This is a genomic window from Plantactinospora alkalitolerans, from assembly GCF_015690345.1.
Classification (GTDB): Bacteria; Actinomycetota; Actinomycetes; order Mycobacteriales; family Micromonosporaceae; genus Plantactinospora; species Plantactinospora alkalitolerans.
Genome location: NZ_JADPUN010000204.1, coordinates 1 through 5,730, shown reverse-complemented (window position 1 = coordinate 5,730; position 5,730 = coordinate 1). Strand labels below are relative to the sequence as shown.

Genomic DNA, 5,730 nt, shown 5'->3' with positions numbered 1-5,730 from the left:
ACGACGGCATCCGAGATAGGCTCCGGTCTCGTGGGCGCGGAGATGTTTATAAGAGACAGATCCGGTTCCGTCCGGCCGCTCCGGACCGAACAGCCCGGCGGCGGCCAGCGAGCGCAGCAGGCGCCCTGACCGTCGGGGATCCACTCCGGTGGCGACCAGTTCGGGGTGCGCCGGGTCGAGCCGCGCGGCCAGGCGGAGCAGCCGGACGGCCTCCATCGGCAACTCCGGGAAGACCTCACGGATCAGGTACGCCTCGGCCCAGGCGGCGGCGCCGGGCATCGAGGTCGGGGCGTCATCGTGGCCTCCACCGTCCCGGAGCGTCTCGGCCAGCAGATGGACCAGCGCCGGCCAGCCGGCGGTCGACCGGTGCACCGTCCGGGCCAGTGCCGGGTCCGGCAGGTTGTAGTTGTCGCGCAGCACGTCCGCCACCTGGGCCGGCGAGAGCGCCAGGTCCACCGGGCCCAGCACGCCCAGCTCGCCACGTCGGCAGCCGGCATCGATCAGAGCGGACGGGGGCGGACGGCGGGTGAGGATCACCAGTCGGACCCGGTCGGGCAGCCGTCGGGCCGCGGCCAGTACGGCCCGCAGCCGCGCGTTGGGCGTTCGCCCGACATCGTCGAGCACGAGCCACAGGTCGTGCCCGGCGTCGTCGTCGGTGGACCTCAGCAGTTCGGTCAGGTGCACGTCCGGGCCTTTGCCGGAGCCGCCGTCGAACAGAGCGTTGCGCTCGGCCGGGGTGCACCATCGACTGCTGGCCCGCGCCAGCATCCGGCGTACCGTGGTCGTCTTGCCGTAGCCGGCTGCCGCCGCGACGAAGGTACAGCGCCGGCCCGGCAGCCGCGGCGGCATCGGCGACTGCTGTCGGCGCTCGAACCCTGGCCGGACGGACGGCGCCGGGTGGATCGACGGTGGCACGGGTGACGTGCGCAAGTTGGAGCTCCTCCCCCGCTGGCCGGTTCCGACACGGTTGGGGGCGCCGCGCGACAGCATATCTACACAAGGCGGGCATTTGCCCGGGACGAGTCGGATCGCCGACACCTCCGCCGGAAATTCCACCGCCGGTCCACCCGGGTCCTGATCCGGCCGTGATCCCGCCGTGATCCGACGTTGATCGCGTCCTGAACCGGCCCGGACCCCACCATGACGGCTCTGACCAGGCTGGACCGTGCGCCACCGCCAGCTCAGGCGGCAGGCGACGAAGGGAGATCAGCAGCGATGGCTTTCAAGAAGATCAGGGAATGGCGCGGTGCCGCGCGGACCCTTGTGTTGGTCATGGCGATTGGCACGATCGGCATCGCCGGGCCCGCCCGGGCAGCCGGTGCCGGCGCCCGAAGTGACGCCGGCACCCGGGTCGCCGCCCCGGTACGCATCACCGCGACCAGCGCGTCGAACTCGCTCGCGAGCAAGAGCATCGTGGCCACCTGCCCGGCGGGACAGCGGGTCTACGGCGCCGGTGGCGAGATCAACGGCGGTGGGGGCAACGTGACCATGGACGACATCACCCCCAGCCTCGCCCTCAACAACGTGCTCGTGACCGCGATCGAGAACGGTGCGTTCGCGGGCAACTGGACCGTCACCGCGTACGCCATCTGCGGCGTCAACACGCTGAACCTGCAACGCATCCAGTTCACCAGCGTGACCAACTCCGTCACACCCAAGTCGGTCTTCGCCGGATGTCCCTCCGGCCTCCGGCTCTACGGCCTCGGCGCAGAACTCAACGGCTCCGGCGGCAACGTCTTCCTCGACGACCTCACCCCGAACGCGGGGCTGACCGGGGCGACCGTCACCGGTTACGAGAACGGCGCGTTCGCCAACAACTGGAACATCACCGGGTACGCGATCTGTGGCAACCCCTCGGCGAACATGGTGCGTCGGGTGCTGACCAGTGCCGCCGCCTCACCCGTCGCGGCGTCGGCCACCACGGCCGCCTGTCCGGCCGGTACCCGGGTGCACGGGGTGGGCGCCGAACTCAACGGTGCCCTCGGAGCGGTCGTCATCGACGACCTACGCCCCAACGTCGGCCTGCTGACGGCGACCGCGACCGGCGCCGAGAACGGTCCGTTCGCCGGCAACTGGACCGTCACGTCGTACGCGATCTGCTCCGCCTAGTACGGCGGTCGAGGCACCGCACCTCCGCAGCCTCCGGTTCGCCAGCCGGGGGCTGCGGAGGCGGCCGAACCGGGAGATCCGCCTGACGGGCAGCAGCACCCGTCCGGGGCGGTACGGTCAGGCCGCCGGCCGGGGCTCCCCGCTGAGGGTCGTGCCGGTGAACTCCGCCTGGGTGATCCGGACCGGCCCGGCGGTGAGTACGGCGACCGCCGCGCCGTAGCCCGGACCCGCGTCGAGGTCGTACAGCCGCACCGGCCCGTCCAACGGGCGGTTGCCGGACCACTCGACGAGGCGGGCCGGCTCGTCCGGCGGGGTGAGGGTGATCGTGCTCATCGGCACGGCGAGCCCGTGCCCGGTCGCCTTCAACAGGGCCTCCTTGCGGGCCCAGTAGCCGAAGAACGCCGTCCGGGCGGTCTCCGCCGGTTGCCCCGCCCACCAGCGCAGTTCGGCGGGTGCCAGCACCGCCTCGGCCAACGCCGCCACGTCCGTGCCCTCCGCCAACTCCTGGACGTCGAGGCCGACCGGCTCCGCCGCCACGGCGAGGCCGACCCAGTCGCCCGAGTGGGTCAGCGAGAAGTCGAGCGTGGTCGCCGGCCACTCGACCACCGGCTTGCCGTGTCCGCAGCCGCAGTGCCGGCAGTGCCGGAAGAACCGCAGCTCCGCCGGGGGCACGCCGAGGTAGTGCCCGAGCAGCAGCCGTACGCCGACGTGCGCGGCCTGGTAGCGGTCCCGGTCGGCGGCCCGGAGGAAACGCCCGTGCCGCTCGCGTTCGTCCTGGTCGAGTACGTCGAACCCGGCCCAGTGACCGGAACCCATCGGCAGGCGCCACACCTGACACTCGCCGGCCGTCGGCGGCACCGGCGTGACCGGGCCACCGATGTACGCCGACGGCGACTCGACCGACCCAGACCTCGGCGACGGGAGCCTGGGCGGCTCGGCGGACGGGCGAGGAGATCCGGTCAACGGTCACCACCATCGGTCGCGGGGCAGACGGGCGAAGGCGGGGGCCACCCACGGATCGCTGGACGCGAGCATGCCAGAGGCGGCGACCGGCGCACCAGCCCAGTGGGCGTGCCGCACCGATCGCCGCCTCCCGGATCACCGCTGGCCGTACACGCCCTGGTAGCGCTCGTAGAGGGCATCGATGTGCTGCGGCTCGATCGGCACCAGTTCGCCACCGGACCGGGCGATGTGCACCGTACGGGCCACGTCCTCGCACATCACCGCCGCCTTCACCGCCGCCTTCGCGCTGGCACCGATCGTGAAGACGCCGTGGTTGCGCATCAGCACCGCCGGGGAGCGGTGCCCGGTGAGCGTGGCCACGATCGCCTTGCCGATGTCGTCCCCGCCGATCAGGGCGAACGGACCGATCGGGATCTCCCCGCCGAACTCGTCGGCCATCGCGGTGAGCACGCACGGGATGGACTCGCCCCGGGCGGACCAGGCGGTGGCGTACGCGCTGTGCGTGTGCACCACCCCGTTGACGTGCGGCATGGCGCGGTAGACGTACGCGTGCGCGTCGGTGTCACTCGACGGCGAGTGGTTGCCGTCGACGACGTTCCCGTCCAGGGTCGTCACCACCATCGACTCCGGCGTCAACTCGTCGTACGACACGCCACTGGGCTTGATCACCAGCAGGTCCGCGCCCGGCACCCGGGCACTGATGTTCCCGCTGGTCCAGGTGATCAGCTCCCAGCGGGTCAACTGCTCGTGCAACTGGCACACCTCGCGGCGCAACTTGGCGATGGTGTCGCTGACCGTGTCGCTCATGCCCGACCTCCGCTTCGTTCCGGCCGCCCCTGATTCCCACCGAGCCGACCGATTCGCTCACTCCGCTCGCTCATGCTCGTGCCTCCTCGCGTAGCGCGTGCAACCGGTGCAGGACGTCGTTGCCACCCCGACCGAAGTAGTCGTGCAGCCGCTCGTACTCCGCGTACAACCGGTCGTAGACGTCGGCGCTGGCCGGATCCGGCTGGTAGACCGCCCGGCGGACCTTGCCCATCGCGCCGGCCGCGGCGGTGATGTCCGGGTAGGCCCCGGCGGCCACCGCCGCGTGGATCGCGGACCCGAGCGCGGGTCCCTGCTCGGAGTCGATGACGCTCAACGGCCGGCGCAGCACGTCGGCGTAGACCTGCATCAGGAACCGGTTCTTCAGCAGGCCACCCGCCGCGATGAACTCGGTCACCGGGACCCCGGAGGCGTCGAACGCCGAGACGATGGTGCGGGTGCCGAACGCGGTGGCCTCGATCAGCGCCCGGTACTGGTCCTCGGGACGGGTGGCCAGGGTCTGCCCGACGATGACGCCGGAGAGGTCGTGGTCGACCAGCACCGAACGGTTGCCGTTGTGCCAGTCCAGGGCGACCAGACCGTGCTGGCCCGGACGCTGGGCGGCGGCCAGCGCGGTCAGGTGCTCGTGTATGTCGATGCCCTGCCGCGCGGCCTCCTGCGCGTAGTCGGCCGGTACGCAGTGCTCGACGAACCAGCCGAAGATGTCGCCGACACCGCTCTGCCCGGCCTCGTACCCCCATCGGCCGGGCACGATGCCGTCCCGGACCACTCCGCACATCCCCGGCACATCGGCGAGAACGTCCGAAACCATGACATGGCAGGTCGACGTACCCATGATCGCCAGCAGTTGGCCCGGCTCGACGGCGTTCGCGGCGGCGGCGGTGACGTGGGCGTCGACGTTGCCGACCGCGACCGCGATGCCGGCCGGCAGCCCGGTCCAGGCCGCGGCCCGGGGGGTCAGCTGGCCGGCGAGCCCGCCGAGCGGGGCGAGCGGATGCGCGAGCCGGGTCTCGACGAAGTCGGCGAAGTCCGGGTCCAGCGCGGCCAGGTAGTCCCGCGACGGATACCGCCCGTCGGAGTGGATCCCCTTGTAACCGGCGGTGCAGACATTGCGGGTCTCGACGCCGCACAGCTGCCAGATGATCCAGTCTGCCGCCTCGATCCACCGCTCGGTACGGGCGTAGACCTCCGGATCCTCGGTCAGCACCTGGAGCGCCTTGGCGAACTGCCACTCCGCCGAGATCCGTCCGCCGTACCGGGGCAGCCACGGCTCGCCGCGCTCCTGCGCGAGCTCGTTGATCCGGTCGGCGTGCCGCTGGGCGGCATGGTGCTTCCAGAGCTTCGGATAGGCGTGCGGCCGGTCCGCGAGCCCGGGTACCTCGTTCAGCGGTGTGCCGTCGGCGAGCGTCGGCAGCACCGTGCAGGCGGTGAAGTCCGTACCGATGCCGATCACCGACCCGGGATCGACCTCGGCGGCGGAGAGTGCCTTGGGTACCGCCTCACGCAGCACCGAACGCCAGTCCTCCGGCATCTGAAGCGCCCATCCGCCCGGCAGCGGCGCCCCCGTCTCCGGCAGGCGGTCGTCGATCACGCCGTGCCGGTACTCGTGCACCGCGGACCCTACCTCGGCGCCGTCCGAGACCCGGACCACCACCGCCCGACCGGAGAGAGTGCCGTAGTCCACCCCCACGACGTACCGGTCACCGTTAGCGCTCACTCGCATTTCCTCCCGCACTCCTGCCCTCTGTTGCCGCCCCCAGTGTTACCGCTACCAGCAGGTACGGCCACCACCGCCTGCGCCGGGCGGCCGGCGCAGGCGGTGGTGGCCGTACC

The 5,730-nt window shown here is 71.8% G+C and carries 5 protein-coding genes; 1 reads left to right on the top strand and 4 read right to left on the bottom strand.

The genetic code is table 11. The features are described from left to right. On the bottom strand, nt 1-849 hold an 849-nt coding region (locus I0C86_RS22270; RefSeq protein ID WP_196203207.1), incomplete at its 3' end, for a hypothetical protein. 366 nt (nt 850-1,215) lie between these two features. Between I0C86_RS22270 and I0C86_RS22265 the strand changes: the two genes are divergently transcribed. Continuing rightward, complete coding sequence (locus tag I0C86_RS22265; protein ID WP_196203206.1) at nt 1,216-2,109, top strand: hypothetical protein; 894 nt, start codon at nt 1,216-1,218, stop codon at nt 2,107-2,109. A gap of 117 nt (nt 2,110-2,226) precedes the next feature. Here I0C86_RS22265 and I0C86_RS22260 read toward each other — a convergent pair whose 3' ends face one another. From I0C86_RS22260 to araB, 3 genes are all read right to left on the bottom strand, one after another. Next, the gene (locus I0C86_RS22260; protein WP_230394576.1) at nt 2,227-3,072 is read right to left on the bottom strand and encodes a 4'-phosphopantetheinyl transferase family protein; all 846 of its coding nucleotides are present in this window, start codon (nt 3,070-3,072) and stop codon (nt 2,227-2,229) included. Nucleotides 3,073-3,207: 135 nt separating this feature from the next. Continuing rightward, nucleotides 3,208-3,879 carry an L-ribulose-5-phosphate 4-epimerase gene (locus I0C86_RS22255; RefSeq protein ID WP_196203205.1) on the bottom strand — a complete coding sequence of 224 codons (672 nt, stop codon included), beginning with the start codon at nt 3,877-3,879 and terminating at the stop codon, nt 3,208-3,210. Nucleotides 3,880-3,949: 70 nt separating this feature from the next. Beyond that, nucleotides 3,950-5,620, bottom strand: coding sequence for a ribulokinase (gene araB / locus I0C86_RS22250; RefSeq protein ID WP_196203204.1), 1,671 nt, complete (start codon nt 5,618-5,620; stop codon nt 3,950-3,952). Nucleotides 5,621-5,730 lie beyond the last annotated feature (110 nt).

What these genes read in the sequence shown, in the direction of transcription:
- I0C86_RS22265 (WP_196203206.1), top strand. Translation starts at nt 1,216, where the DNA reads ATGGCTTTCAAGAAGATCAGGGAATGGCGCGGTGCCGCGCGGACCCTT.
- I0C86_RS22255 (WP_196203205.1), bottom strand. Translation starts at nt 3,879, where the DNA reads ATGAGCGACACGGTCAGCGACACCATCGCCAAGTTGCGCCGCGAGGTG.
- araB (WP_196203204.1), bottom strand. Translation starts at nt 5,620, where the DNA reads ATGCGAGTGAGCGCTAACGGTGACCGGTACGTCGTGGGGGTGGACTAC.